Annotated in this window: 30 protein-coding genes; 13 read left to right on the top strand and 17 right to left on the bottom strand. The window is 65.7% G+C overall.

Annotated features, from left to right (window positions below; translation table 11 throughout):
* Positions 1-26 precede the first annotated feature (26 nt).
* Both FJ946_RS17110 and FJ946_RS17115 read left to right on the top strand, forming a co-directional pair.
* Positions 27-437 (top strand): MbcA/ParS/Xre antitoxin family protein, encoded by a 411-nt coding sequence (locus FJ946_RS17110; protein WP_140565462.1) that lies wholly within the window; start codon positions 27-29, stop codon positions 435-437.
* Entirely contained in the window at positions 431-1,129 is a 699-nt protein-coding gene (locus tag FJ946_RS17115; protein WP_140565460.1) for an RES family NAD+ phosphorylase, read from the top strand. The genes FJ946_RS17110 and FJ946_RS17115 overlap by 7 nt, the downstream gene beginning before the upstream one ends.
* Before the next feature lie 14 nt (positions 1,130-1,143).
* On the opposite strand, the gene FJ946_RS17120 is transcribed toward FJ946_RS17115, so the two are convergent.
* From FJ946_RS17120 to FJ946_RS17145, 7 genes are all read right to left on the bottom strand, one after another.
* Positions 1,144-1,887, bottom strand: a complete 744-nt coding sequence (locus FJ946_RS17120) for an amino acid ABC transporter ATP-binding protein (protein ID WP_140565457.1) — start codon at positions 1,885-1,887, stop codon at positions 1,144-1,146.
* Positions 1,888-1,912: 25 nt separating this feature from the next.
* On the bottom strand, positions 1,913-2,587 hold the full coding sequence (locus FJ946_RS17125) for an amino acid ABC transporter permease (protein WP_140547216.1): 675 nt from the start codon (positions 2,585-2,587) through the stop codon (positions 1,913-1,915).
* Complete coding sequence (locus tag FJ946_RS17130; protein ID WP_140565454.1) at positions 2,584-3,255, bottom strand: amino acid ABC transporter permease; 672 nt, start codon at positions 3,253-3,255, stop codon at positions 2,584-2,586. Before FJ946_RS17130 ends, FJ946_RS17125 begins: the two co-directional genes overlap by 4 nt.
* Positions 3,256-3,377: 122 nt before the next feature.
* Positions 3,378-4,166, bottom strand: a complete 789-nt coding sequence (locus tag FJ946_RS17135) for an ABC transporter substrate-binding protein (protein ID WP_140516312.1) — start codon at positions 4,164-4,166, stop codon at positions 3,378-3,380.
* A 110-nt stretch (positions 4,167-4,276) separates the two neighbouring features.
* Positions 4,277-4,402, bottom strand: coding sequence for a hypothetical protein (locus FJ946_RS31455; protein ID WP_263483102.1), 126 nt, complete (start codon positions 4,400-4,402; stop codon positions 4,277-4,279).
* The gene (locus FJ946_RS17140) at positions 4,399-4,905 is read right to left on the bottom strand and encodes an Lrp/AsnC family transcriptional regulator (protein ID WP_140499160.1); all 507 of its coding nucleotides are present in this window, start codon (positions 4,903-4,905) and stop codon (positions 4,399-4,401) included. Before FJ946_RS17140 ends, FJ946_RS31455 begins: the two co-directional genes overlap by 4 nt.
* A gap of 125 nt (positions 4,906-5,030) precedes the next feature.
* Positions 5,031-5,903 (bottom strand): LysR substrate-binding domain-containing protein, encoded by an 873-nt coding sequence (locus FJ946_RS17145; RefSeq protein WP_140565451.1) that lies wholly within the window; start codon positions 5,901-5,903, stop codon positions 5,031-5,033.
* 171 nt (positions 5,904-6,074) lie between these two features.
* Between FJ946_RS17145 and FJ946_RS17150 the strand changes: the two genes are divergently transcribed.
* Both FJ946_RS17150 and FJ946_RS17155 read left to right on the top strand, forming a co-directional pair.
* Positions 6,075-6,284, top strand: a complete 210-nt coding sequence (locus FJ946_RS17150) for a hypothetical protein (protein ID WP_140565448.1) — start codon at positions 6,075-6,077, stop codon at positions 6,282-6,284.
* Entirely contained in the window at positions 6,277-7,035 is a 759-nt protein-coding gene (locus FJ946_RS17155; protein WP_140565445.1) for a sulfite exporter TauE/SafE family protein, read from the top strand. Before FJ946_RS17150 ends, FJ946_RS17155 begins: the two co-directional genes overlap by 8 nt.
* Before the next feature lie 35 nt (positions 7,036-7,070).
* On the opposite strand, the gene FJ946_RS17160 is transcribed toward FJ946_RS17155, so the two are convergent.
* Positions 7,071-7,520 carry a universal stress protein gene (locus tag FJ946_RS17160; RefSeq protein WP_140565442.1) on the bottom strand — a complete coding sequence of 150 codons (450 nt, stop codon included), beginning with the start codon at positions 7,518-7,520 and terminating at the stop codon, positions 7,071-7,073.
* A 219-nt stretch (positions 7,521-7,739) separates the two neighbouring features.
* On the opposite strand from FJ946_RS17160, the gene FJ946_RS17165 reads away from it, so the two are divergent.
* A complete protein-coding gene (locus FJ946_RS17165; protein WP_140565439.1) occupies positions 7,740-8,321 on the top strand; it encodes a histidine phosphatase family protein in 582 nt (193 codons plus the stop codon).
* 6 nt (positions 8,322-8,327) lie between these two features.
* On the opposite strand, the gene FJ946_RS17170 is transcribed toward FJ946_RS17165, so the two are convergent.
* From FJ946_RS17170 to FJ946_RS17180, 3 genes are all read right to left on the bottom strand, one after another.
* Positions 8,328-8,729: a VOC family protein gene (locus tag FJ946_RS17170; RefSeq protein WP_140565436.1), complete on the bottom strand. Its 402-nt coding sequence runs from the start codon at positions 8,727-8,729 to the stop codon at positions 8,328-8,330.
* A gap of 143 nt (positions 8,730-8,872) precedes the next feature.
* Positions 8,873-9,604: a pseudouridine synthase gene (locus tag FJ946_RS17175; RefSeq protein WP_140516215.1), complete on the bottom strand. Its 732-nt coding sequence runs from the start codon at positions 9,602-9,604 to the stop codon at positions 8,873-8,875.
* A 125-nt stretch (positions 9,605-9,729) separates the two neighbouring features.
* Positions 9,730-10,614 carry an aldo/keto reductase family oxidoreductase gene (locus FJ946_RS17180; RefSeq protein ID WP_140565433.1) on the bottom strand — a complete coding sequence of 295 codons (885 nt, stop codon included), beginning with the start codon at positions 10,612-10,614 and terminating at the stop codon, positions 9,730-9,732.
* 95 nt (positions 10,615-10,709) lie between these two features.
* Between FJ946_RS17180 and FJ946_RS17185 the strand changes: the two genes are divergently transcribed.
* Complete coding sequence (locus tag FJ946_RS17185; RefSeq protein WP_140516211.1) at positions 10,710-11,609, top strand: LysR family transcriptional regulator; 900 nt, start codon at positions 10,710-10,712, stop codon at positions 11,607-11,609.
* 84 nt (positions 11,610-11,693) lie between these two features.
* Here FJ946_RS17185 and FJ946_RS17190 read toward each other — a convergent pair whose 3' ends face one another.
* Complete coding sequence (locus tag FJ946_RS17190) at positions 11,694-12,539, bottom strand: helix-turn-helix transcriptional regulator (protein ID WP_181167669.1); 846 nt, start codon at positions 12,537-12,539, stop codon at positions 11,694-11,696.
* A gap of 90 nt (positions 12,540-12,629) precedes the next feature.
* Here FJ946_RS17190 and FJ946_RS17195 point away from each other — a divergent pair, with 90 nt between their 5' ends.
* Positions 12,630-13,520, top strand: coding sequence for an SDR family oxidoreductase (locus FJ946_RS17195; RefSeq protein ID WP_140565430.1), 891 nt, complete (start codon positions 12,630-12,632; stop codon positions 13,518-13,520).
* Between the two features lie 18 nt (positions 13,521-13,538).
* Here FJ946_RS17195 and FJ946_RS17200 read toward each other — a convergent pair whose 3' ends face one another.
* Positions 13,539-14,231 (bottom strand): RibD family protein, encoded by a 693-nt coding sequence (locus FJ946_RS17200; RefSeq protein WP_140565427.1) that lies wholly within the window; start codon positions 14,229-14,231, stop codon positions 13,539-13,541.
* 318 nt (positions 14,232-14,549) lie between these two features.
* On the opposite strand from FJ946_RS17200, the gene FJ946_RS17205 reads away from it, so the two are divergent.
* The 5 genes from FJ946_RS17205 to FJ946_RS17230 all read left to right on the top strand — a co-directional run bounded on the left by FJ946_RS17205 (position 14,550) and on the right by FJ946_RS17230 (position 20,978).
* Positions 14,550-15,497 carry a substrate-binding domain-containing protein gene (locus FJ946_RS17205; protein WP_140565423.1) on the top strand — a complete coding sequence of 316 codons (948 nt, stop codon included), beginning with the start codon at positions 14,550-14,552 and terminating at the stop codon, positions 15,495-15,497.
* Positions 15,498-15,731: 234 nt separating this feature from the next.
* Positions 15,732-17,297 (top strand): sugar ABC transporter ATP-binding protein, encoded by a 1,566-nt coding sequence (locus FJ946_RS17215; protein ID WP_140559844.1) that lies wholly within the window; start codon positions 15,732-15,734, stop codon positions 17,295-17,297.
* On the top strand, positions 17,294-18,310 hold the full coding sequence (locus FJ946_RS17220; protein WP_140516199.1) for an ABC transporter permease: 1,017 nt from the start codon (positions 17,294-17,296) through the stop codon (positions 18,308-18,310). Before FJ946_RS17215 ends, FJ946_RS17220 begins: the two co-directional genes overlap by 4 nt.
* Positions 18,311-18,442: 132 nt before the next feature.
* Positions 18,443-19,738 carry a hypothetical protein gene (locus FJ946_RS17225; RefSeq protein WP_140565418.1) on the top strand — a complete coding sequence of 432 codons (1,296 nt, stop codon included), beginning with the start codon at positions 18,443-18,445 and terminating at the stop codon, positions 19,736-19,738.
* A gap of 127 nt (positions 19,739-19,865) precedes the next feature.
* Positions 19,866-20,978 (top strand): ionic transporter, encoded by a 1,113-nt coding sequence (locus tag FJ946_RS17230; RefSeq protein ID WP_140565414.1) that lies wholly within the window; start codon positions 19,866-19,868, stop codon positions 20,976-20,978.
* A gap of 22 nt (positions 20,979-21,000) precedes the next feature.
* On the opposite strand, the gene FJ946_RS17235 is transcribed toward FJ946_RS17230, so the two are convergent.
* The 4 genes from FJ946_RS17235 to FJ946_RS17250 form a co-directional block, all read right to left on the bottom strand.
* The gene (locus FJ946_RS17235) at positions 21,001-21,576 is read right to left on the bottom strand and encodes a hypothetical protein (RefSeq protein WP_140516193.1); all 576 of its coding nucleotides are present in this window, start codon (positions 21,574-21,576) and stop codon (positions 21,001-21,003) included.
* Positions 21,573-22,187: a hypothetical protein gene (locus FJ946_RS17240; RefSeq protein ID WP_246673066.1), complete on the bottom strand. Its 615-nt coding sequence runs from the start codon at positions 22,185-22,187 to the stop codon at positions 21,573-21,575. The genes FJ946_RS17235 and FJ946_RS17240 overlap by 4 nt, the downstream gene beginning before the upstream one ends.
* 2 nt (positions 22,188-22,189) lie before the next feature.
* Positions 22,190-22,750, bottom strand: a complete 561-nt coding sequence (locus FJ946_RS17245) for a hypothetical protein (protein ID WP_224519033.1) — start codon at positions 22,748-22,750, stop codon at positions 22,190-22,192.
* A gap of 191 nt (positions 22,751-22,941) precedes the next feature.
* A complete protein-coding gene (locus FJ946_RS17250) occupies positions 22,942-23,310 on the bottom strand; it encodes a hypothetical protein (protein WP_140565410.1) in 369 nt (122 codons plus the stop codon).
* Between the two features lie 173 nt (positions 23,311-23,483).
* Between FJ946_RS17250 and FJ946_RS17255 the strand changes: the two genes are divergently transcribed.
* Positions 23,484-23,786: a hypothetical protein gene (locus tag FJ946_RS17255; RefSeq protein WP_140556357.1), complete on the top strand. Its 303-nt coding sequence runs from the start codon at positions 23,484-23,486 to the stop codon at positions 23,784-23,786.
* Positions 23,787-23,813: the final 27 nt, after the last annotated feature.

Here is a 23,813-nt window from a genome sequence, read left to right on the forward strand (position 1 = left end):
ATGTCTGCCAGTAGCGGGAGCAGAAAATGCAGCTTCAGTCCATCGTCACCACGCCGGCCGCGGTCGGCAGCGCCATCTCGGATGAAGAGGCGGGCGCCCTGGCGCGCACCACGGTCAATCTGTTCAAGGCCTGGAACTTGACCGACCTCGAGGCCTGCATCCTGCTCGGCGGCATGTCGGCGCGCACCTGGGCGCGCTGGAAGGAAGGCGGAATCGGCCGGATCGACCGTGACCTGCGCACCCGCATGGCGCATCTGATGGGCATCCACAAGGGTTTGCGCTATCTCTTCACCGAGCCGGCGCGCGGCTATGCCTGGATCCGCAAGCCCAATGCCACGTTCGGCGGCCAATCGGCGCTCGACCTGATGCTGCGCGGCGAAATCTCCGACCTTGCCGCGATGCGCGAATGGCTCGACGCGGAGCGTGGTGCATGGTGAGTGGGCTCGCGGTCCGGCGCCGCGTCCACTGGCCCCAGACCTTCCGCATCATCCGCTCCATCCATCCGCCTATCGACCTCTTCGAGGACATTGCCGACCCGCGCGATTGGGAAGCGCTGGCCGCCGTCGAGGAGAAGACCAATCCGCGCATCCGGCTGGAACTCGGCGACCTCGGCAAGGTTCCTGCCGAAAGGCGGGTGTCCGGACCCGGCGCAAGTTTCGTGATGGCGCCCTTCGTGCATTGCTCGACCTTGCGGCCCGGGCGGTTTTCCGATGGCAGCTACGGCATCTACTATGCCGGCGACAGCGAGGAGGTGGCGCTGGCCGAAACCATCCACCACCACCAGAATTTTATGCGCGCCACCAAGGAGGAGCCGGGCTGGACCGCGGATTTCCGCGTGCTGATCGGCAGCGTCGATCGCGACCTCGATGACGTCAACGCGGTGCCCGGCGCGCTCGACCCGGACGACTACACCGCCTCGCAGGCCGAAGGCCGCGCCTTGCGTGCGGCCGGCAGCGACGGGCTGGTGTGGAACAGCGTGCGCATGCCAAGCGGGCAGTGCATCGGCATCTTCTGGCCGGATGCAATCACCGTCCCCGTCCAGGGGAGGCACTACAGCTACCACTGGGACGGCCGCCACGTGGATTTCGTGCGCCAGCACGATACGGGCAAGGTGCTGGCGGTCACTTGAGGCGGCGGCGCCGGTCAGTGCCGCAGGATCTTGCTCAGGAATGCGCGGCTGCGATCGGTCCTGGGGTGCGAAAAGAACTCGTCGGGCGTGCTGCTTTCGACGATGGCGCCAGCATCCATGAACACCACGCGCCGGGCGACCTTGCGGGCAAAGCCCATCTCATGCGTCACCACCATCATGGTCATGCCTTCCTCGGCAACCGCGACCATGACGTCGAGCACTTCCGAAATCATCTCGGGGTCGAGGGCGGAGGTCGGCTCGTCGAACAGCATGATCTTGGGGCGCATGCCGAGGCAGCGGGCGATCGCCACACGCTGTTGCTGGCCGCCTGAAAGCTGCGCAGGATAGGCGTTGACCTTGTCGGCAAGCCCGACCTTGGCCAGCAGTTCGCGGCCGGCCTGCTCGGCCTCGGCGCGCGGGATCTTGCGGACATGGATCGGCGCCAGCGTGACGTTTTCGAGCGCGGTCTTGTGCGGGTAGAGGTTGAAGGACTGGAAGACGAAGCCGATCTCGGTGCGCAGCTTCGTCATGTTGGTGGCGGGGTCGCCGAGCCGCTGGCCGTCGACGACAAGGTCGCCGTCCTTGATCGTCTCCAGCCCGTTGATGCAGCGGATAAGCGTGCTCTTGCCCGACCCGCTCGGGCCGCAGACGACGACCACTTCGCGCGGCTCGACGCTGAGCGTGATGTCCCTCAGCACGTTGAGCGTGCCGAACCATTTGTTGACGCCGCGAAAATCGATCATGCCCGTTTTGGTCATGTGGTCGGAACCTTTGGGTTCGATGTCATATCTGCACCTCGCCATGGGCGGCACCGATGCGCCGCTCGAGCCGGCGGGCGAGCATGATCAGCGGATAGCAGACGATGAAATAGCCGACGCCGACGAGGAAGAACACCAGCAGGCCGTTCGGCACGCGCTGCACCACCAGCCAGCCGACGCGGGTGAGATCGGTCAGGCCAATCGCAGAGACGACCGAAGAGTCCTTGATCAGCAGCACATATTGCCCGATCAGCGGCGGCAGCACGATGCGCATCGCCTGCGGCAGCACCACCTGGCGCATGCGCTGCCAGCGCGACAGGCCGGACGCCAGTGCCGCCTCGACCTGGCCCGTCGGAACCGAACGGATGCCGGCGGCGACGATCTCGCAGATGAAGCAAGCGGCGAGGTTGGTCAGCGCGATGATGCCGGCGGTGAAGGCGTCGAGCTCGATGCCCAGCTCCGGCAAGATGAAGAAGATCAGGAATATCTGCACCAGGAACGGGGTGCCCCGGATGAGGTCTACCCAGGCACCGATCACGCCGGAGATCAACCGGTTGTCGCCGGTCCGCAAGATGCCGAGGCCGAAGCCGAGCAGGGTGCCCAGCACCAGGCTGATCAGCGACAGCACCACGGTCATGCCGAGGCCGCGCAGCGCCAGCGGATAGCTGCCAGCAAGGCTTTGCAACTGTTGCCAGATCATGTGCGCGCTCCCGCCGAACCGAGCCAGCGGCCGGAGAGAACCGCCAGCCCTTTGAGGCCGTAATAGAGCAGGAGGTAGAAGGCGGCGATGGTGAGAAATCCTTCCGCCGGCATGAAACGGTCGGAGGCGAGCAACTGGCCGGCGCGCGTCAGCTCGGCAACGGAGATCAGCGACAGGAGCGCCGAATCCTTGACCAGCACGATCGCTTGTCCCAGCAGCGGCGGGATCGTCACCTTGAACGCCTGCGGCAGGACCACCAGGCGCATGCGCTGGACATAGGTCATGCCCGAAGCAACACTGGCCTCAACCTGGCCGCGCGGGATCGACAGGATGCCGGCCCGAATGATTTCAGCGACATAGGCGCCGCTGTTCAGTGACAACGCGAGGATGCCGACGACGAGTTCGGGCAGCACGAAACCGAGGCGCGGCAGGCCGAAATAGAGAAAATAGAGCTGCGCCAGCAAGGGCGTGGCGCGTACGGCGTCGATATAGGCCTTGGCCGGCACCCGAAACAGCCAGCCGCGCTGCAGGTTCATCGCGCACAGCAGGATGCCGACTGCGAGCGCGCCGAAAAAGGACAGCGCCGACAGCCACACGGTCGTGACCAGGCCCTGCCCGAACAGGGGCAGGTATTCGACGATGGTGCGGAAGCTGAAATTCTCGAGCATGGGCGTGAATGGTGATTAGGGAGTAGTGAGTAGTGAGTAGTGAGTAGTGAGGCGGATCCGGAATTCCCTATTCACTACTCACTAATTCGCTACTCACTAATCCCTAATTCCCTAATCCCCAATCAGTGATCTTTCTTCCAGTCTTCCGAATTGACCCAGTAGTCGAGGTTCTTCTGCAGGCGGCCGTCGATGGTGACCTGGTTGAGGAACAGGTTCATCCAGATCAGGAGATCCGGCTCGTCATAGCGGGTGGCGAAGGCAAGCGGCTCCTTCGAGAGGAGGTCCGGCATGATTGTGAAGGTCCCGGCCGGATAGGCCGTCGACTGGCCCTTGACCGCCGAGACGTCGTTGACGCCGCAATCGGCCTGGCCGTTGTTGACGGCGTCGAGCAGCAGCGGACCGCCGCCCTTGTAGCTCTTGATGTCGGCATCGGGGAAGGCTGCCTTGGCTTCCTTCTCGCCGGTGGCGCCGAGCAGCACGGCGATCTTGGTGCCCTTGGCCTTGCAGTCGTCGGCGGTCTTGAACTTGCCGTCGGCCTTGGTGAAGACGGTGCTGCCCGTATACATGTAAGGCGTGGTGAAGGCGACCTTCATGCCGCGTGCCAGCGTCGGCGTCATGTCGGCGACCAGAAGGTCGGCCTTGCCCGAAAGCAGCGCCGGGATCAGGCCGTCCCAGTCGAAGTCGAGGAAGGTGATCTTGACGCCCATTTCCTTGGCCATCAGTTCGGCCAATTCCACCGAGCTGCCGGTGCGTTCGCCATTGGCGCCGACCAGCGAGAAGGGCGGTCCCTGCGTCTGCACGGCGACACGCAGTTCGCCGCGCTTGGTGATGTCGTCGAGCGATCCGGCGCTGGCGGCGGCGGTGAGGCCGGCCAGTGCGAGGCCGGCGATGAAAAGCTTGGCAATGTTCATTGGTTTCATTGGGCATTCCTCCTTTTGTCGTCTTGTTGTCCACCCTACAGGGTGCTTTTTGAGCGGCGGCGCCGTTGCCGGCGGCGGCCACCGTTCGAAAATCCGTTTCCTCAGTGCCGGGCCGCCGTTTCGGCGACCGCGATGCCGCGCCTGGGCAACGCGCCGAAGAAAGGCGCGTCCGGCACATGCAGCAGCGGGTTGAGCAGGCCGAGGCCTCCGAGAACCGCTATCCTCATGCCGGCTCCTTGCGAATGCTGTCGTCCGACCAGCAGCCTTCCGGCAGGCTGACCCATTTGTTGCAGGACGCCATGACGACGAAGGTCTCGCTGCGCACGACCTCGCCCGGCTCGCCGGCGCCCGGGATCAACTCGCTGGTGACGCGGTAGAGATCGGCGACGTCGCCGGCCACCGTCACGTCGACGATGATGTCGAAGCGCCCGGTGACGACCGAGGCCGAGTTGACGAAGGGCAGTTCGGAAATGCGCTGCGCCAACTCGCGGGCGCGGCCGCGCCCTTGCGCGTTGATGCCGACGATGGCCGAGATCAGTTCGGGCCGCTCCGTCAGGTTCAAGAGCCCGACGATCTTGAGCAGGTTGCGGTCGAGCAGGTTGCGCAGCCGCGTGCGCACCGTCGGCACCGAGATCGCCAGAATCTCGGCGAGGCGGTTGATGCCCGGCTGTGCGTCCTGCGACAGCTGTTTGACCAGCCGCCGATCGGTCAGATCGAGATGTTCCCGCAAGTCCCCCGTCTTTCATAAAACGAAAAAAGCTAGGCGATTTTTTTGCCTATGTGCAAACAAGCTATTTCATGGATTCCTTAAAGGCAAGGCATGATTCCACGCGAATTCAGCATGTGGCGGCGGCTTCACACCAGCGCGGCCACCAGCAGCTTGGCTTGCGGCGTCAACGTGTCGAAGCGGCGGGCGCAGAGATTGAGCTGGCGGGTTCCCCAGTCGTCCGTCAGCCGCAGGCTGCGCAGGCTGGGCGCCGAGCGGCGCACGATGCTTTCCGGCACGATGGCGACGCCCGCGCCCTGGGCCACCAGCCTGCAGACATTATCGAGGCCGGGCACGCGGATGCGAAAATGCAGATGACCGCCAAGGCGCGCGGCCTGGCGGGAGATGTGCTCCTGCAAGGGATGGCCGGCGCTCAGGCCGACAAAGGTTTCACCGAGAATGTCGGCGAGGCCGGTCGCGCGGCCTTCGAGGCCGGGGCGGTTGCGCGCGGCGATCACCACCAGCCTATCGACGAAGAACGATTTCTGCTCGAGATGCGAAAGGCCGGCCCAGGTCGCAGCAATGCCAAGATCGGCGGCGCCGCTGGCCACCGCCTCGGCGATCTCGTGGCTGGGGCGCTCATCGAGCTCTATGTCGATGCCGGGATGCGCGACCAGAAAGGCCGGCAGCTTGTCGCGCAGAAGCTCGCTGGTGGCGGCCGTGTTGGCGAGCAGGCGGACCCGCGCGCGCAGTCCGGTGGCATAGGCGCCGAGCTCGCCGGCCATCGCCTCGAGCTGGTTCTGCACCGCGCGCGCGTGGTGCAGCAGTGCCTGGCCGGCGGCGGTCGGCACCACGCCGCGCCGGCGGCGCTCCAGCAGCGGCGCGCCGAGCCTGTCCTCCATGCCCTTGATGCGGGCGCTGGCCGAGGCCAGCGCGAGGCCCGCGAGCTCGGCGCCATGGGTGATGCTGCCGCGCTCGGCAACCAGCAGGAACAGTCGGAGATCGACGAGGTCGAAGTGCATTTTTTTCCTCCCGCAAGACAGCCCGGGCGATGGCCGCTATCACGCGATCGATGGCGCAGCGGGCCGACCGGCTTGCGGCGCCAGCCTTCGCCTCAGCCGAAGGCTGGTGCCGCGATTTCCACATTGTGGGTGACGGCGAATTTCGTCAAACAGTTTCGGTGGAGGTCCATGATGAGAAAACCAGCATCGAACCGGCAAGGGCTCGGCATCGCTGAAAGCGCGGCGATGCTGCTGGCGGTTGCCGTCGCCCTTCTGGCCGTGGCGCGCTTGGATTCCGGCATGCCAGGATGCGCCATGACATCCGCCCCTGTCAGCAGCGCCGCCGCCGGACCGGGGCCGGCAGCGGGGATCGACGCCGCCGACATGCTGCTCCATGATTGAGCCGCTGAGCGCCGCCGCCGTTGCCTGGATCTGCGCCGTCTTCCTTGCCGCCGGCTTCGTCAAGGGCGTGGTCGGGATGGGCCTGCCGACAGTGGCGATGGGCCTGCTGGCGGTGACCATGGCGCCGGCCGAAGCGGCCACGCTTCTGCTGATCCCGTCGCTGGTTACCAACCTGTGGCAATTGTCCACCGGTCCTTCGTTCGGCGGGCTCGTCAGGCGGCTATGGACGATGATGGCCGGCGTGGTGATCGGCACCGTTGCCGGCGCCGGCCTGCTCACCGGCGCGCATACGGCGGCCGCGTCCGGCGCGCTCGGCGTGGCACTGATGCTCTATGCCGTTCTCGGTCTCGCCAAGGCCGGCTTTTCGACGCCGCCACGCCACGAGGCCTTGCTATCGCCGCTGGTCGGGGTGGCAACTGGCCTGGTCACCGGCGCCACCGGCGTCTTCGTCATTCCGGCGGTGCCCTACCTGCAATCGCTGCGGCTGGGCAGGGAAGAGCTGATCCAGGCGCTCGGCCTGTCCTTCACCGTGTCGACGGCGGCGCTGGCCATCGGGCTGTTCAGGGCCGGCGCCCTGGCCTCGCCGACGGCCGGGCTGGCGGGTTCGGTCGCGGTGCTGGCGCCTGCGCTCGCCGGCATGGCTGTCGGCCAGGTGCTGCGCCAGCGCATGAGCGTCGAGACTTTTCGCAAAGTGTTCTTCGCCGGGCTCTTGGCGCTGGGATTTTATCTGGTGGCCGAAGCGGCGTTTTGAGCACCGCTTGCCGAACGCCGACTGGCCGGACCGGCCTACCGCACCACCAGGACCGGGATTTCGCTGTAGGACACGACTTCCGCCGTCTGGCTTCCCAGAAGCAGCCTGCCCAATCCGCGGCGGCCGTGCGAGGCCATGACGATCAGGTCGCAGCGTTCGGTCTGCGACAGCTCCAGGATCGCCTCGGCGGGCCTTCTGTCCTCGATGTGCACGACCTTGGCCGACACGCCCAGCCCCTCGGCGGAAGCCTTGCATTTGTCGAGCACCTCCTTGCCGTATTTGCGGGCTTCTTCCTGATAGGCGGCCAGCCCATCGCCCACGGCGTAGCCGGCCATGGCGCCGCCCCAGGCGAAGATCGGGAATTGTTCCGAGACGGTGACGAAGGTCACGGCGGCGCCGAGGCCCTTTGCCAGCCCGAGGCCGTGGGTAACGCCCTTGTCGGCCAGTTCCGACCCGTCGGTGCCGATGAGCAGATGTTTGTACATGATGATCGTGACCTATCGTGCTTGGTGAACTATGGACCACACATAGTTATGCCCGGCGCCCAGTCATTGTGCCAATGCGGCGGGGATCAGGGCCAGGGAATGTGGTGGGCATCGCGTGGACCGCACCCAAACGAGCGTTCCACCCCCGGACTTTCGCGCCAGCCGGATTCCCCTTCGCCGCATCGTCCTCTAAGGTGCGGCAACTTCGAAAGGCCCATCATGAGCAGCGCGTTTCCTCAAATCCATCTGGTCCGGCATGGCGAGACGGCGTGGAGCCTTTCGGGCCAGCACACCGGCCGCACCGACATGCCGCTGACGGCGGCCGGCGAGGCGGCCGCGCGGGGTGTGGCGGATCGGCTGAAAGGCCTGCCGTTTTCGGCCGTGTGGTCGAGCCCTTCGCAGCGCGCCTACAACACCAGCGTGCTTGCCGGATTCGGGGCGCAAAGCATCAAGATGGACGACCTGCAGGAATGGGACTACGGCGCCTATGAAGGGAGAACCACCAGGGAGATCCTGGCCGAACGACCGGGCTGGAACGTCTTTCGCGACGGCTGCCCGCAAGGCGAAACGGCGGCCGATGTGGGCGCCCGCGCCGACAGGATCATCGATCGCCTGCGCGAGGCAAATGCCGACACGCTGATCTTTTCCAGCGCGCACTTCCTGCGCGTGCTCACCGCCCGCTGGCTCGGCTTGCCGCCGCAGGACGGCGCGCTGTTCGTGCTTGATACGGCCAGCATCAGCGTGCTCGGCTACGAGCATGACCTCGGCGAGCCGGTGGTGCGCAAATGGAACGGGAAGTAGGACGGCCTAGCTGTCGAACTTCCGGATCGCCTCGGCGGTTACAGGCGTGAAGAAATTCACCAGATTGCAGTCCGGGTCGCGGAACAGCAGCGAGCGGTCGCCCCAAGGCATGGTGGCAGGCTCCTGGACAATTGCGCCCTTGATGGTTTCCGCCAGCCTGGCAAATTCTGCATCGACGTCGCCGACTCGGAATTCGATTATGGCCGTGCGGTTGTCGGCTGGGCGGGCGATGTCGCTGCCGAACAGCATCAGGGTGCGCGTGCTGCCGATCCCCAACGTGCAGGCCGGCGTCGCCAGTTCGGCGAAGTCCTCCGTGTACATCGTCACCGGCATGCCGGTGATCTCGCCATAGAAGCGCACGAGGCGCTGGACATCGGACGTGATGATGCGGACAGAGACGAAATTCATCGCATTGGCTCCTTGATCGTCGAAGCCGCGGCTGGGCTCCCGGCCTTCTATAGGCCGGGGCTCCTGACAGCTTTCCGTCAGGAGACGGAAGTGCCGGCGCGATTTTCAGATATGCCGAACGACAGTGCCAACCCTGCGCCTATTCACCCCGCCAGCAGCGCCAATTCATCGGGCGTCAAATGCCTTGCCGTACCCTTGGCGAGATCGCCGAGCGGCAAGCGGCCAATGGCCACGCGGATCAGGCGCTTGACCTCGATGCCGTGGGCGGCGAGCAGGCGCCGGATGTGGCGATTGCGGCCCTCGTCGAGCACGATCTCCAGCCAGGCGGTGCGGCCGCCGCTGCGCAGCAGCTCGATCGAGTTGGCGCTCAAGGTCTCGCCGTCGATACGCGCGCCGGCGCGCAGCGCTTCCAGCACCGCCGCGTCGGGCACCGTGGCGATCTGAACATGATAGGTCTTGGGCAGGTGCGAGGCCGGGTCCATCAGCCGGTTGGCAAAGCGCGTGTCGTTGGTCATCAGCAGCAGGCCTTCGCTCGCCTTGTCCAGCCGGCCGACCGGCGAGACGAAAGGCAGGTCAAGCCCTTCAAGACAGGCATAGACGGTGTCGCGCTCGAGCGGGTCGTCGCGGGTCGTGACCAGCCCGCGCGGCTTGTTGAGCATGAGATAGACCTTGCGCTCGGCAACGATTTTTTCGCCGTCGACGGCGATGCGGTCGCGATTCATATCGACGCGCAGGGAAGCATCGCGCGCGACCTTGCCACCGACGCGCACGCGGCCCTCGGCGATCAGCCGCTCGGCCTGCGTGCGCGAGCACAGGCCGAGCTTCGACAGCGCGCGGTTGAGGCTGACGCCGGGTCGTGGTGGTCGTGGAGCCATGCTGCTTCGGATCGATCCGTTGTACCGGACCAGATGCCATGGCCGGCGACGGTTGCGCAAGCCGCCGCCGAGGTCGGGATCTTGCCGGACAGCGGTGCCGCCCGGCAAGCGCTAGTCGCGCCGGCTTAGGCTGCTTGCTCGGTCTCGTCCGCGATCCCGTTCAGCACGGAAAGCGCGTCGGCTGGCAGCTCCAGCTCCGCCGCCGCGATGTTTTGCCTGAGATGCGCAATGGACGAGGTGCCGGGGATGAGCAGGATGTTGGGCGCGCGACGCAGGAGCCAAGCGAGCGCCACCTGCATGGGCGTGGCGCCGAGTTTTTGCGCGACATCGGCCAGCGTGCTGGATTGCAGCGGCGTGAAGCCGCCGAGCGGGAAGAACGGCACATAGGCGATGCCGGCCGCGGCAAGCTCGTCGATCAGTGCGTCATCCTCGCGATGCGCGATGTTGTACTGGTTCTGCACGCAAACGATGTCGACGATGCCGCGCCCCTGCGCGATCTGGGTTGATGTGACATTGCTCAAGCCGATATGGCGCACCAGACCCTGACGCTGCAGTTCGGCGAGCGTATTCAGTTGGGGTTCGAGCGAGCCTTCGGCCGGGCCGTGTATGCCGTGCATGGAGCGCAGGTTGACGACCTCCATCGTGTCCAGTCCCAGATTGCGGAGATTGTCGTGCACGGCCTGCGTCAGTTCCTGCGGCGACATTGCGGGGATCCACGATGCATCGGCGCCGCGCCGGGCACTGACCTTGGTGACGATGGTGAGATTGGCGGGATAGGGGTGCAGCGCCTCGCGGATGATCAGGTTGGTGACGTGCGGACCGTAGAAATCGCTGGTGTCGATATGGTCGATACCGCTCGCCACCGCCTCGCGCAGCACGGCGAGTGCACCGTCATGGTCTTTCGGCGGGCCGAACACGCCGGGTCCGGCCAATTGCATGGCGCCGTAGCCCATGCGCTTCACGATGCGGTCGCCAAGCTTGAATGTTCCGGCCTTGCTGATGTCAGTCATGGTCTCAATCTCCTGTGGATCGGCCCAGATATAGACAATGCCCGCTTGCGCGATAATATGGCGCAATCGGCACAGGCTGTGCGGAAAGGCGAACAATGGCGGATCTGGGCGACCTCCAGGCATTCATGGCGGTGGCGCGCGCCGGCGGCTTTCGCGAGGCGGCCAGGGTCAGCGGCGTCAGCGCCTCCAGCCTCAGCGAAACGGTGCGGCGGCTGGAGGCCGGGCTCGGCGTGCGGCTCCTCAACCGCACCACGCGCAGCGTCGCACCGACCGAGGCCGGCGCACGCCTGCTGGAGCGGCTGGGCCCCGCGCTCGGCGAGGTCGAGGCAGCACTCGATGTCGTCAACGGCTTTCGCGGCCGCCCGGCCGGCACGCTGCGGCTCAACGTGCCTGTCGTGGCGGCGAAACTGGTTCTGCCGCGCCTTCTGCCGCCCTTCCTTGCCGCCTATCCCGACATAAGACTGGAGGTGACCGCCGAGGACAGTTTCGTCGACATACTGGCGAGCGGCTGCGATGCCGGCATTCGCTATGACGAGCGGCTGGAGCAGGACATGATCGCCGTACCGATCGGCCCGCGCCGGCAGCGCTTCGCCACCGCTGCCGCAACGGTCTATCTCGACCGGCGTGGCCGGCCCGACCATCCGCGCGACCTCCTCGATCACGCATGCCTGCGCGGCCGCTTCGCCAGCGGCCTGACGCCGCCCTGGGAGTTCGAGCGCGACGGCGAGATAGTGAGCGTCGAGCCGACCGGGCCGCTGCTGGTCAGCACCGGCACCGCTATGGCGCTTGCGCTCGATGTGGCGGTCGCCGGCGGCGGCATCGTCTCGCTGTTCGAGGACTGGCTGCGCCCCTATTTCGACGATGGCCGGCTCGAACCGGTACTGGAGCCCTGGTGGCAGGAGTTTTCCGGCCCGTTCCTCTATTACCCGGGCCGCCGGCTCATCCCGGCGCCGCTGCGGGCATTCATCGACTTTGTCGGCGGGATGCGGTGGTAAGGCGCCCCGATGACGGTTTCATGGGACGCATGGCAGGACGCAACCCGCTGCGCATTTCTGGAATGTTCCAGGAACGAGCGGGGATCATCGCGGCGGGTCCAATGACACCTTGGCGCGCTTCGCCAGCTCGCGAATCCGCTCCGCGACCGCGCTGTCGACCGGATTGTAGACGGTCAGGCTCAGATCCGGGCGGCCGTCGACCGCGAATCCCGAATATTCCAGCTCGATGTCGCCGAGCACCGGGTGCTTCAGTCGCTTGGTTCCGTCGCCATGGCTGAGCACGTCGTTCTCGCGCCACAGGGCGGCGAATTCGGGGCTGGCGCTGCACAGTTCGTCGACGAGTTCGCGTACCTCGGACACCGCGCCGGCACGCGCCGCGTCGGCGCGGAAGGCGCCCACCACGAAACGGGCGAGGTTTTCCCAGTCGTGCTGCTTTTCGCGGATGGCCGGGCTGCGGAACATGAAGCGCAAAATGTTGCGCTGGTCTGCGGGCAGGGCGCTGTAATCGGTCAGCACGACCTGGGCGGCGCGGTTCCAGGCAACGACATCCCAGGTAGCGGTCCTGACCAAGGCGGGGCTCGATTCAAGCGTGTCGAGGAGGCGCTGCAGCCGGGGGCTGATGCCTTCCGCGCCGATATAGCGGACCTCGGGCGGGCGTCCGAGCCCGAGCATGAAAAGGTGCTCGCGCTCGGCCTCGGTCAGCATCAGCCCCTTGGCGATGCGGTTCAGCACATCGGCCGAAGGCGCGCCGCCACGACCCTGCTCCAGCCATGTGTACCAGGTCGGGCTGATGTTGGCGCGCTGGGCCACTTCCTCCCGGCGCAGCCCCGGCGTGCGCCGGCGCCCTGAAAATCCGAACGAGGCCGGATCGAGCCGGGTGCGCCGGTCTCTCAGAAACGCCGCGAGCGAACCGGCGGAATTGGTGGGCATCCTGTTAGCCATTATACCACGATAAGATCACTACTTTAATGGAATAATAGACCGGCGATACTGCGCAGGCAATCGTGCAGGAGAATTCGCATGCGTATCTTTTTGACCGGCGCGACCGGTTTCATCGGCTCGGCGCTCGTTGCCGAGCTCATCAAGGCGGGCCATCAGGTGGTCGGCGTCACTCGCTCCGAAGCGGGGGCCGAAGCGCTGGCGGCGGCGGGCGCCGAAGTGCATCGGGGAACGCTCGAGGATCCAGAGGGCCTGCGCGACGGCGCGGCGAAGGCGGAAGCGGTGATCCACACGGCGTTCGACCATGATTTTTCGCGGTTTGCCGAGAATTGCGAGAAGGATAGCCGGGTCATCGCGGCACTTGGCCAGGCATTGGCCGGATCCGACCGGCCGCTGGTGATCACCTCCGGCGTCGGCGTGGGCAGCCCCGGACATGGCGAGCTTGCCAGCGAGGACGTCTTCAACGCCAGCCATCCCAATCCGCGCATCGCCTCGGAGCTCGCCGGCAATGCCTTGCTGGAAGCCGGCGTCAACGTCTCGGTGGTGCGGCTGCCGCAGGTTCACAACCCGGTCAAGCAAGGGCTCATCACGCCGCTCATCGAAATCGTGCGCCAGAAAGGCGTTTCGGCCTATGTCGGCGAGGGCCGCAACCGCTATGCGGCGGGCCATCTCCTGGACGCGGCGCGCCTCTACCGGCTGGCGGTGGAAAAGCGGCAGCCCGGCGCGCGCTATCACGCGGTCGGCGAAGAAGGCGTCGAAGTGCGCGCGATCGCCGAGGTGATCGGGCGGGGCCTCAACGTGCCGGTCGTTTCGATCGCTCCGGAACAGGCGGCGGAGCATTTCGGCTGGATGGCGATGTTCGCACCGATGGATCTGCCGGCCTCCAGCGCGCTGACCCGGGCGCGGCTCGGCTGGCAGCCGACCGGCCCGACGCTGATCGCCGATCTCGAGGCCATGCGGTACGACGCATGACCCGCCGATAAAGCGTCGTCAGCCGACGGCGTAGCGCAAATGGACGAGCCCGTGGGCGAGGGCTTCGCAGCTTTTGAGCGACAGTTGCATCTTGCCCGCGAGGCCGGTTTCGCCGAATTCGACGAAACCCTGGTTCGCCGCCCGCCCATCAAGAGCGGGAGCGACGAGAAGGCTGAGCTCATCGACAAGGCCGTCCGCGAAGAAGGAGCCGTTGATGCCGGCGCCGCCCTCGAGCAGCAGCCGGCGAATGGCGAATTCGCGGTTGAGAACTTCGAGCATCCGGCCGAGATCCATGTCGGCCGTCTCCGCCATGATATAGGACACGCCGTCGGCGGCGAGCTCGGCCAGGTGGCTGTCGGCGACATCGTGCCCAAGCAGCACCACGACATGGTCGCCGCCAATGTCGGGCTTGGAAAAGTGGAGCTTGCCCGATGGATCGAGCGCCACCGCGTAGCTTCCGGTACCGGTTTGCGCGACATGATAGGGTCGGTCGACCTTGCCCGCATCGGCCGGCGGGTGCGCGCCGGCCTTGCTCATCTCGGCCATGGTGACGCGGCCGACGATCCAGCCGTCGCCCGCAAAATCATTATGGATATGCTCGTAGAGGCTCGACCATTCGGCCCGGGTTCCGTCCGGGCTGGCCGTGTAGCGGCTCGGGTGGAGACTGCCGTCCAGCGACGCGATCATATGGCAGATGATGTGCGGTTTCATGCGGGTGTCTCCAGGGAATGGGCTCAGGCGCGGTTCAAACTAGGGCCAGCGCCGGAGAATGGAAGCTGGGCACCCGGCTCATCCAAATTCCGACCATTGCCGTCTGGCCCTGTTATATCGATGTTGCACAAATGGTTGAGCCTGGGCTAGCATCCGTTTGCTGGTGCCGACGGGAGGCAGTTTTTGCAACGGCGATCAGCTGGAGCGGCATGCGTTAGCAAGCGCAAGGAGGATGCTCCAACACTTTGAACCGACGCATGATCCTTCCTGAAACCGTCCCGGTTTCCGGGGCCGTGCGTTCTTGTGGAGGAGGATCCCATGAACAGACGTGAATTCCTGATGACGTCCGTGGCCGCGGGCGCCATGGTGCTTGCCGCGCCCTCGGCATTTGCGCAGGACAAGCTCACCATTCTCGGCTCGGTGCCCAGTCTCGGCTTTCCGTTCTTCGTGCACATGCTGAACGAGATCAAGGCGGAAGCCGCCACGCAAGGCGTCAACCTGACCGAGAGCGATGGCCAGAACTCGGCCACCAAGCAGACCGCCGACATCGAGGCGGCCCTGGTGCAGAAGGTCAACGCCATCGTGATCTCGCCGCTCGACGTCAACGCGCTGGCGCCGGCCATCGAGGAAGCGGTCAAGGCGGGCGTTCCCGTGGTGACGATCGACCGCCGCGTCGACGGCGTCGAGGGCATCCTCGCCCATGTCGGCGCCGACAACGTCAAGGGCGGCGAGGCGGAAGCGCAGGCCGTGGTGGCGGCGTTCCCCAACGGCGCGAAACTGTTCCACCTCCAGGGCCAACCCGGCGCCGGGCCGGCGATCGACCGCAACAAGGGCGTGCACAATGTGCTCGATCCCTTGAAGGACAAGTACCAGATCGTCTTCGAGCAGACCGCCAATTTCGCCCGCGCCGAGGCGCTGTCGGTGACGGAAGCCGGCCTTGCCGCCAACGGCAAGCCGGACGCGATCGTCTGTGCCAATGACGACATGGCGCTGGGCGCGCTCGAAGCCTGCGCGGCGCGCAACTTCACCGACGTCAAGATCTACGGCTTCGATGCGCTGCCGGAAGCGCTGGTCGCGGTCCGCGACGGCAAGCTCGCCGGCACGGTCGAACAGTTCCCCGGCCAGCAGTCGCGCACCGCCGTGCAGATCGCGGTCGCCTACGCCAGGGACAAGAAGGAGCCGAAGGAGAAGCTGGTGCTGTTGACGCCGATCGTCATCGGCAAGGACAATCTCGACAAGGCCGAGAGGTTGAACGAGACGAAGTGAGCGCATGGAGAGGTCGGCGGGGCAGCACCCCCCTCTGGCCTGCCGGCGATCTCCCCCGCAAGGCGGGGGAGATCGGCAGCGTCGATGTCCGCATTCTCATTGCGGCGTTGAGAATTGGCGAATGCGGAACAGACAGCCAATCTCCCCCCTTGCGGGGGAGATGTCCGGCAGGACAGAGGGGGGTGTTCACGCGCCGACGGGTCCGGAAACTGCATCGAGGGAAGCACCCATTCCATGGCTGAAGCCGCACCCGTCCTGCTCGCCGTCGAGGGCGTCACCAAGCGTTTCGCCGGCGTCACCGCGCTGAACGATGTCTCGCTCGACGTCAGGCCCGGCGAAATCCTCGGCCTGCTCGGCGAAAACGGCGCCGGCAAATCGACGCTGCTGAAAATCCTGTCGGGCGTCATACCGCCTTCCAGCGGCCATATCATTTTCGACGGCGCCGACTACCGGCCGTCGAGCCCGCAGGATGCCAAGCGGCTAGGTATCGTCACCATCTACCAGGAGCTCAGCCTGATCCCGACGCTGACGGTGGCGGAGAACATCTTCATCGGCCGCGCCCCGGCCGGTCCGCTCGGCCTCGTCTCCTGGCGCAAGATGGAGCAGGACTCCCGCACCATCATCGCCCGCGTCGGCCTCACGATCGATCCGATGACGCCGGTCTCGGCGCTTTCGGTGGCCGAGCAGCAGCTCGTCGAGATTGCACGGGCGCTGTCGCTGAAGAGCCGGCTGATCATCATGGACGAGCCGACATCAGCGCTGACCGAGACAGAGGTGCAGCGGCTGCTGTCGATCATGGACAGGCTGCGCAAGGACCATGTCGCCATCATGTTCGTCACCCATCGGCTGGAGGAGGCCGCCGCCATCTGCGACCGCATGACGGTGCTCCGGGACGGCAGGTTGGCCGGCAATCTCGACCGCGAAGGCGGGCCGATCCGATTGCCGCGCATCATCGAGAAAATGGTCGGCCGCGCGGCGTCCGAGCTCTATGCGCGGCCGGCGCAGCGCACGGTGGCCGGCGACGTCGTGCTGTCGGTGCGCGGGTTGCGCACGGTGCGCGATCCCGAAGCGCCGCACGCCATCGTGCTCGACGGCGTCGATATCGACCTCAAGGCCGGCGAGATCCTGGGTGTCGCCGGCCTCGTCGGCTCGGGTCGCACGGAGCTGGCGCGCGCCATCTTCGGCGCCGACCGGATCGCGGGCGGCACGATCACGCTCGACGGCAGGCCCATCGCGCCGGCCTCGCCGGCGGATGCCATAGCGCTCGGCATCGGCCTTGTGCCTGAGGATCGCAAGCATCAGGCGATCTTCGCCGCGCTCGGCATCCTGCCGAATTTCTCCGTCGCCTCGCTCGGGCGGTTCAGCAATGGCTTCGGCTTCATGGCCGAGCGGCGAGAGCGCGATGCGCTGGCGGGGTTCCGGAAAATGCTGTCGATCCGCATGGCGTCGGCCGAGCAGGCGATCGAGGGCCTGTCGGGCGGCAACCAGCAGAAGGTGATCCTGGCGCGCTGGCTGGCGCGCGACCCCAAGGTGCTGATCGTCGACGAGCCGACGCGCGGCGTCGATGTCGGCGCCAAGGCCGAGGTGCACCAGATCCTGGTGCAATTGGCAGCGCGCGGCATAGCGGTGATGATGATTTCGTCCGAGCTGCCCGAAGTGCTGGCTGTGTCGGACCGGATCGTGACCATGCGCAAGGGACGCATCACCGGGCAGATGCCGGGCATCGAGGCAAGCGAGGAAAAACTGATGGAACTGATGGCGCTCGACCAGCCGGGAGCGGTTGAGGAGGAGGCACGATGAGCGTGGCCGAGGAGCAGAGCCGGCGTGGCGGCATCAGCATTGCGCGGCTCTTGATGAATTTCGGGCCGCTGCTGTTCCTGGCGGCGCTGGTGGTCGTCTTCACCGTGCTGAAGCCGAGCTTCATCGATCCGATCAATCTGTTCAACATCACCCGCCAGATATCGATCACCGGGTTGATCGCGCTCGGCATGACCTTCGTCATCCTTACCGCCGGCATCGATCTCTCGGTCGGCTCGCTGCTCGCCTTCTGCGGCATGGTGGCGGCCGTGGTCGCCAAGGGCGGTACTGCCAACACGCTGTCGCTGTCGACGTCGGGAACGCAGGGCTATGGCTGGTTCGCGGCGCTGCTCGCTGCCGTGGTGGTGGGGGCGGTGGCCGGCGGTGTTCAGGGCTTTGCCATCACCAGGCTGAAAGTGCCGCCCTTCGTCGTCACGCTTGGCGGGCTCACCGTGTTTCGCGGCCTGACGCTGACCATCTCCAATGGCGGCCCGATCTCGGGCTTCGACGCTTCTATGCGCTGGTTCGGCACCGGGCTGATCGGCCCCGTGCCGGTGCCGGCGATAATCTTCGCGGCGGCCGCCATCCTGTGCCACATCGTGCTGCGCTACACGCGCTATGGACGCGCCGTCTACGCCGTCGGCGGCAATGCCGAGGCCGCACGGCTGTCGGGCTTGCGCGTCGACCGCATCCTGGTCTCGGTCTATGTCATCGTCGGCTTCTTCGCCGGGCTCGCCGCCTTCGTGCTGTCGGCCAGGCTGAATTCGTCCGAAGCGGTGGCCGGCATCGGCTACGAGCTGACGGTCATTTCGGCCGTCGTCATCGGCGGTACCTCGCTGTTCGGCGGCATCGGCTCGGTGGGCGGCACCGTGGTGGGCGCCGCCCTGATCGGCGTGCTACAGAACGGGCTCCAGTTCAACAACGTCTCGTCCTACACGCAAAGCATCGTCATCGGCCTAATCCTGATCCTGGCGGTGGCGTTCGATCGCTGGCTGAAGTCGCGGGTGAGGCGCTAATTCTTTCTCCCTTGTCGTCGGAGAAGGGGAAATCGCCGCTCTGCCATAGGCAGGAGAGCTCGCTACCTTTCTTGCAAAACAACCCCCCTTTGCTAGAAGGATTTCGGGCGGGTGGCATTCTGAGAGAACCTCATGTTTGCCGATATCATCAGACCGATCAGCTTGAGTTTTTCGCTGCTGCGGCGGTTCTGGCCGCAGCTCGTCGTGCTGGTGCTGGCCGGTGTTCTGGCCGGCGATCTCTTGCTGCAACTGGCGGCCAAGGTGGCGCTGGCAAATCATTTCGCCGGGCTCGCCATGCTGACGCTGGTGGCACTGGCGCAACTGGTGGTGACGGTGGCGATGTTCCATGTGCTGCGTCCCGGCTTGCCCCATGTGCTGGCCGCGCAGCGTGGCGCGGAAAAGGCCACGGTCGCCGAGGGGCAGGGAACCGCGGACCGGCGCGGTTCGCGGCTGGTGCGCATGATCACCATCGCGCTGTTACCCTTCTTCGCCTACTACGCGGCCTGGGGGTTCCTCGGCGACATCGTGCGGCAATATTCGCGCGAAACGCTCGACCAGGCCGGCTTCGGCCAGAGCGCCAATGTTCTGGACGTGCTGGATTCGCGCTGGCTGCTGGTCTCGGTGGCGGTGTCCTGGCTGGTGCGCCGGCTGGCCAAGTTCATGCAGGCGAAAACGGGCGCCGCCTCGTTCTGGCAGATCGTGGTGGTGATCTGCGAGACCAACTGGATCTTCGTCGGCCTCTACGTCATCAGCCGCTGGAAGGACAGCGCGCTGCAATGGCTGATGAGCCGCAATTTCTGGTCGGTTCTGCAGGCGTCGGCCGACGGGCTGGCGAGCCCGGTGCCGACGGCGACGGCCGCGCCGATGGTGCCGGTCGAGATCACCTCGATCGCGCCCTCGACGATCGCCGTCAACCTGTTCTTCTACATGCTCTTGCCGCTGATCTGGCTGGTGATGGCGGCGCTGATCTATGGCTATGATGTGCGCGACGATACGGCACTGATGCGCGTGCACGGCCGGCTGGAACGCGTCGGCAAGCGCTATGCCGGCCTGCCGAAATTCCTGCGCGATTTCGTCGAGCATTTCGTCGCCGGCTACCGCTCGCGCTATCTGCCGATCGCCAATGGCGTGCGGCTGACGGTGAGTTCCAGCCTCGTATTGCTGTGTACGCTGATCGTCGGCTATCGCCTGCTCGACTGGGGCGCGGCCTGGCTGTGGCTCGGCGCGACGCGGCTGATCGGCCCGCACGAGCTCGACGTCTGGCAGATCCTGTCGCATGGCGTGACGCTGTTGTTCGGCAGCCCGTTCCAGGATTCCTCCACCGGCATCCTCATCGAGCCGCTGCGCATCTGCTTCCTCGCCGCCGTCCTGGAGACGGCGTTCTCGCTTTCCAAGGGGACGGGTGAGACGGGCGGTCGTTCCCGGTAGCGACGGGAACGGCCGTAGCGTATCCTTGCCGCGCCTTGCCATGTACGTGCGATGGGGCGAAAGTGCGATCTTTCCTGGTCTCGTAAACAGACCGCCTGTTTGCACTCGCAAGATCGAAGAGAATGGCATGACTTACTTCTTCCGCCGTCGAAGTGAGGCAATGACCTTCGGCCTGCCTGTGGTCTGCTGCGCGCTGGCGTTATTGCAATCGAACATAGAGCCGATCGAAGATCGGACGGCGATTGTGGTGATCGTTGCCGGCATATCGATCATCCTTACCTTGGCAACCGTCTTTGCCGTGGTGCGACATGCGGAGGCGATAGCCCGACGTGTTGGACAGCCGTACGGCACCCTGGTCCTTACCTTGGCCGTAACGACGATCGAAGTGTCGATCATCGTCTCGATGATGCGACATGGCGCCAACAATCCGACCCTGGCGCGAGAATCCGTGTTCTCCACGGTCATGATCGTTTGCACCGGCATCGTGGGGCTGTGCCTGACACTTGGCGGGTGGCGGCACCGCCACCAGGACATCCGAAGGCAAGGCACAAGTTCCTTTCTTTCGGTGCTGACCGCGATCACGGTGCTGACGATGGTGCTCCCGAACTATACGCTTGCCACCAGCCCCGGGACATTTTCTCCCACGCAACTGGCTTTCGTCGCGCTGCTGTCGCTCTTGCTCTACGGCAGTTTCGTTTTCGCCCAGAGCTACAGCCAGAAAGAGGACTTCCTGGAGGTGCAGCTGCGTGAAAGCGCTCCGGAAAGCCATTCTCCGCAGGTCCACGGCGTGCCAACGCATTTCGTCTTCCTGCTTCTGGGACTGGTCGGGATCGTCCTGCTGACGGAACGGGTCGCGGCTGGCGTTGAAGATGGCCTTACCTACCTGCAGATCCCGCAATCGGATGCGATCGTCGGCGCGATGATTGCGTTTGTCGTGCTGCTCCCCGAGGCGATCTCCGCCATCAAGGCATCGTGGGGGAATGAGCTCCAGCGCGCATTGAACGTCGCTTTGGGCTCGGCGTGCGCGACCATCGGACTGACGATCCCGGCAGTGGCGGCGGCCAGCCTCATCACCGGAAAGTCGCTCAACCTCGGTCTCGGTCCGAGCGACGTGATTTTGCTGGTTCTGGCCCTTGCGGTGAGTGTCGTAAGTTTCAGTACCGGACGCACGACGGTTCTCACCGGACTTGCTCACCTCGTCGTCTTTGTTGCCTACGTCCTGTTGATCGCCGTGCCGTGACTCCGGACTGCCGGCGCTGTCGCTACTTCGGCGGCCGTTGAAACCGCAGGTACCACGGCCGCCCGCTTCCCAGCCCAATGGCGGGACGGATGGTCTTGATGGCATCCTCCGGCACGATGAAGGTGTCGCCGATGGTGATGACGTCGCCTGTCTTGGCGCCGGAGAAGATCGCCGAGGTGCAGTTCATCACGCCGTCCGGCAGTCTGACGCCCGAAATCATGTCGGGGAGCCAGCGGCGGCCGGCGGCATCGGTCAGCATCAGCCTGCAGCCCAGCCATTGCTTCTGCAAGTCGGGATCGCCGACGGTGACGGAGAAGGTGGCGATGACGGCGAAGGCCTGATCGGGCAAGCGGCCGGCCTTGCCGCCGCGCAGGTCCGCCAGCTTCCAGTCGCTGCCGCCGAAGTGCGCGGACTGGCCAAACTCGACATCCCTGGCGATGAGGTCTTCGCCGCCCAGCCATTCGCGCAAGCTGTCATGGCTGGTTTCTGCCAGCGCCAGCGGCAGCAGGATGACAAGCGCCGCCAGGCTGCGCCTGCGCCATTTTTTCTCGACCTGCCGCTCGGCGGCCGGCCCCATGTCGGTCGCGACGGCGCTCATGGCTTGCCCTGCGGTGTCTGGCCCGGAGAAGTCTGGCCCGGTGGTGCATCCAGATCGTATTGCGGCAGGATGCCGGCCGGTTCTCCATCGGCGCCGGCAGACAACCCGTCGAAGCTGATGCGGGCCTGCGCGTCGAGCGCGCCGAATTGGCGTTCCGAGACCAGCAGCCTGGCGCCGCCGATCTGGTCGGGCGGTACTTCGAAGACGAACAGGCCGCGTTTTTGCAAGCCGGGATCGACGCCGTGCGGCGGCATGTCCTGGCGATAGCCCAGCCGCTCCGTCTGGCGGTAGCGCAGACCGGTCGGACCTTGCCAGGTGCCGTCCGCGACCGTGATGGAGGCGTCGGTCGCGGTGAGGCTGGTCGTCACCACCGCCCACACGCCGCTCGTCGTCAAAAGCTTTTGCTGCCCGAACTGGTTGGTCTTCAGCGCGCGGGCAAAGACAACCTCGTCAAGCCGCACGTCAAAGCTGCGTGCCCGCACCGTGTCGTGCATGGCGCCGTCGACCGGGATGGGCGCGGTGAGGTCGGCATAATGCGGCTTGGAAAGCTGCATACCGTAGCTCAGCGCCACGGTGGCGGCGAGAATCGCGAGATTGCCGAGGACCCGCATCCTCATGAGCCGGCTCCCGGCGTGTCCGTTGCCGGCATATCGGCGAGCGGCAAGGTCACGGTGCCGAGACGGTAGGGATTGTACCAGCCGGGCGTGCCGTAGAGATTGTCGCGCGGCTTGAAGATCTCCGCGGTGACGCCGAAGGCGAGCGTCGGCGGCACGGCGGCGTCGCCGGCCAGCGGCCAGACATAGGCCAGGCGCTCGGTCATGCCGGGGTGCAGTTCCGGCGCCAGGGTCGAATCGCGTATCAGGGCGATCATCGGCATCGAGTCCGGCAGGGTGATTCCCTCCGGCTTGAAGACAGCGAAGTAGGCCTTGTTGGATTCGGCCGTGCGGTTGGTCATGTCGGCCTCCAGCACCAGTGCCTTCTGGCCCGGTTTCAGCGGCACGCCATGGATGTCGGCATGGCTGACATAGGCACGCACCGGTTTGATGCGCCAGCGGCCGGCATCGATGGCGGCATCGGACGGCAGTTGCGGCGGAGGGTGAGCGGGCAGGGCGCCAAAGGCGCCCATGAGGCCGGCCGCCAACAGCGCGGCGATGGTTCCCGCGCCTGCCGTCATCCAGGCCTGGACTCTTGAACGGGCAGTCTTGAACATTCCCTGATATGCACGTCGAACGATCAGCCACCCGCAGGCAATCTAGGAAGAAAACGCGCGGATGGGAACCCGCAAATGGCGGCATTGCCCAGTCCTTCTCGTGGCTGCGTCTCTCTCGTGGCGCAGTGTGGTCGCCGACGGCTTAGCGAGCCCGCCTATGCCGCCTGCAAGGCCCAAATGCGGTGGCCGTAGCGGCGAAAGAAGCGCGCCAGCAGGCGTTGTTGCCTCGCCCTGGCGAGGTCCGCCAGGCGCCGTTCCTGGCGCCAGCGCGGCATGTTGCGCCAGAAGGAGATGAAGCGGGCGGCGTCCTCGATGGCTTCCTGTGCCGATAGCGCCGGGCCGATCGCCGCCAGGAAAAGTGCTTCCGATTGTTTCAGCGCGTCGACGACCGCCTTGCGCCTGAAATGGCCGAGGCGCGCCTGGCGGATGCCGTGTTCGCGGATTCTCGCGAAAGCCTCGATGAGGGCGTGACTGTCGCCGTCATAGCCGCAGGCATGAGCGAAATCGGCGGCAAGGGCGTCCATCGTCTCTCCCGGGGTGCTGCACGCGCGCCGACTCGGCTTTGCAAGTCATATAGAAGCATAACTCAAAAATTGGCGAAAGAGAAACTTTTGCGGAGCCCTGAAAGATGCGACTCGACTCTCGTTTCAAAACACAGGAATATGCGAACAAACAAGGAACAAAAAGGCGAGCCGCGATGGCATTGACGGGCAAGGGATCAGTGATTGCGGATGTCGTTTCGATATCGGTCGAATGCGCCGATTGCGGCCGCAACAGGTGGTGGAAGCCCGATCAGCTGCGGCGCTTCGGCGTGACTGGCAATACGCCGCTGGCAGCGCTTTCGGGCCGGCTGGTCTGCTCGGCCTGCCGCGCCGACGGGCTGCCGGGCACGGCGATCCAGATCCGGGCGGCGTTTATCAACGAGCGCCAGCGCGTGCGCAGCGAGGCGCTGATGCTGAGCGAGCGCGAGATGCCGCTGGAGGGATCGGGGCGGGCGTGAGGTGGCATCGACGCTGGGTTTTGCCTG

Origin of the sequence: Mesorhizobium sp. B2-4-7 (assembly GCF_006442685.1) — a bacterium.
In the GTDB taxonomy this organism is placed as follows: domain Bacteria; phylum Pseudomonadota; class Alphaproteobacteria; order Rhizobiales; family Rhizobiaceae; genus Mesorhizobium.

Coding starts and splice junctions, on each gene's coding strand:
- FJ946_RS17185 (WP_140516211.1), top strand. CDS start 10,710: ATGGCGGATCTGGGCGACCTCCAGGCATTCATGGCGGTGGCGCGCGCC.
- FJ946_RS17215 (WP_140559844.1), top strand. CDS start 15,732: ATGGCTGAAGCCGCACCCGTCCTGCTCGCCGTCGAGGGCGTCACCAAG.
- FJ946_RS17235 (WP_140516193.1), bottom strand. CDS start 21,576: ATGAGCGCCGTCGCGACCGACATGGGGCCGGCCGCCGAGCGGCAGGTC.
- FJ946_RS17120 (WP_140565457.1), bottom strand. CDS start 1,887: ATGACCAAAACGGGCATGATCGATTTTCGCGGCGTCAACAAATGGTTC.
- FJ946_RS17155 (WP_140565445.1), top strand. CDS start 6,277: ATGATTGAGCCGCTGAGCGCCGCCGCCGTTGCCTGGATCTGCGCCGTC.
- FJ946_RS17130 (WP_140565454.1), bottom strand. CDS start 3,255: ATGCTCGAGAATTTCAGCTTCCGCACCATCGTCGAATACCTGCCCCTG.
- FJ946_RS17115 (WP_140565460.1), top strand. CDS start 431: ATGGTGAGTGGGCTCGCGGTCCGGCGCCGCGTCCACTGGCCCCAGACC.
- FJ946_RS17240 (WP_246673066.1), bottom strand. CDS start 22,187: ATGCGGGTCCTCGGCAATCTCGCGATTCTCGCCGCCACCGTGGCGCTG.
- FJ946_RS17220 (WP_140516199.1), top strand. CDS start 17,294: ATGAGCGTGGCCGAGGAGCAGAGCCGGCGTGGCGGCATCAGCATTGCG.
- FJ946_RS17175 (WP_140516215.1), bottom strand. CDS start 9,604: ATGGCTCCACGACCACCACGACCCGGCGTCAGCCTCAACCGCGCGCTG.
- FJ946_RS17245 (WP_224519033.1), bottom strand. CDS start 22,750: ATGACGGCAGGCGCGGGAACCATCGCCGCGCTGTTGGCGGCCGGCCTC.
- FJ946_RS17170 (WP_140565436.1), bottom strand. CDS start 8,729: ATGAATTTCGTCTCTGTCCGCATCATCACGTCCGATGTCCAGCGCCTC.
- FJ946_RS17145 (WP_140565451.1), bottom strand. CDS start 5,903: ATGCACTTCGACCTCGTCGATCTCCGACTGTTCCTGCTGGTTGCCGAG.
- FJ946_RS17135 (WP_140516312.1), bottom strand. CDS start 4,166: ATGAACATTGCCAAGCTTTTCATCGCCGGCCTCGCACTGGCCGGCCTC.
- FJ946_RS17205 (WP_140565423.1), top strand. CDS start 14,550: ATGAACAGACGTGAATTCCTGATGACGTCCGTGGCCGCGGGCGCCATG.
- FJ946_RS17190 (WP_181167669.1), bottom strand. CDS start 12,539: ATGCCCACCAATTCCGCCGGTTCGCTCGCGGCGTTTCTGAGAGACCGG.
- FJ946_RS17225 (WP_140565418.1), top strand. CDS start 18,443: ATGTTTGCCGATATCATCAGACCGATCAGCTTGAGTTTTTCGCTGCTG.
- FJ946_RS31455 (WP_263483102.1), bottom strand. CDS start 4,402: ATGAGGATAGCGGTTCTCGGAGGCCTCGGCCTGCTCAACCCGCTGCTG.
- FJ946_RS17165 (WP_140565439.1), top strand. CDS start 7,740: ATGAGCAGCGCGTTTCCTCAAATCCATCTGGTCCGGCATGGCGAGACG.
- FJ946_RS17125 (WP_140547216.1), bottom strand. CDS start 2,587: ATGATCTGGCAACAGTTGCAAAGCCTTGCTGGCAGCTATCCGCTGGCG.
- FJ946_RS17160 (WP_140565442.1), bottom strand. CDS start 7,520: ATGTACAAACATCTGCTCATCGGCACCGACGGGTCGGAACTGGCCGAC.
- FJ946_RS17230 (WP_140565414.1), top strand. CDS start 19,866: ATGACTTACTTCTTCCGCCGTCGAAGTGAGGCAATGACCTTCGGCCTG.
- FJ946_RS17150 (WP_140565448.1), top strand. CDS start 6,075: ATGAGAAAACCAGCATCGAACCGGCAAGGGCTCGGCATCGCTGAAAGC.
- FJ946_RS17255 (WP_140556357.1), top strand. CDS start 23,484: ATGGCATTGACGGGCAAGGGATCAGTGATTGCGGATGTCGTTTCGATA.
- FJ946_RS17110 (WP_140565462.1), top strand. CDS start 27: ATGCAGCTTCAGTCCATCGTCACCACGCCGGCCGCGGTCGGCAGCGCC.
- FJ946_RS17250 (WP_140565410.1), bottom strand. CDS start 23,310: ATGGACGCCCTTGCCGCCGATTTCGCTCATGCCTGCGGCTATGACGGC.
- FJ946_RS17195 (WP_140565430.1), top strand. CDS start 12,630: ATGCGTATCTTTTTGACCGGCGCGACCGGTTTCATCGGCTCGGCGCTC.
- FJ946_RS17180 (WP_140565433.1), bottom strand. CDS start 10,614: ATGACTGACATCAGCAAGGCCGGAACATTCAAGCTTGGCGACCGCATC.
- FJ946_RS17200 (WP_140565427.1), bottom strand. CDS start 14,231: ATGAAACCGCACATCATCTGCCATATGATCGCGTCGCTGGACGGCAGT.